This is a genomic window from Mesorhizobium sp. PL10, assembly GCF_053714315.1.
The window spans coordinates 1-291 of record NZ_JBSKBR010000236.1; the positions used below are offsets into that span (position 1 = coordinate 1).

Here is a 291-nt window from a genome sequence, read left to right on the forward strand (position 1 = left end):
GTCGGCGGTGAATTCCCTCGTCGGCAAGCGGATGGTCAAAAAGCAGCAGATGCGGTGGTCGTTCCACGGCGCGCATATGCTCATGCAGGTCCGGACGGCAGAGATCAACGGCGAACTTCGCAATCGGCTGCGGGCACCGTCTCGGCAACCAGCCCCGAGCGTGCCTTCAATATTCAAGCCGAAACCGCCCCTTCTGCGTGCCGCCTGACCCCGGAATAATTACCGGTCTCATTTCAACGTCTTTGCATCTCGACCGAGCACCGCTCCTGTTGGAACCGTCACTCACCCTCT

General features: G+C 60.1%; 1 pseudogene. It reads left to right on the forward strand.

The features are described 5' to 3' along the window. Window positions 1-208 (forward strand): annotated as a pseudogene (locus ACWGTO_RS34010) (hypothetical protein); the annotation flags it as partial. Between the last annotated feature and the right edge of the window lie 83 nt (window positions 209-291).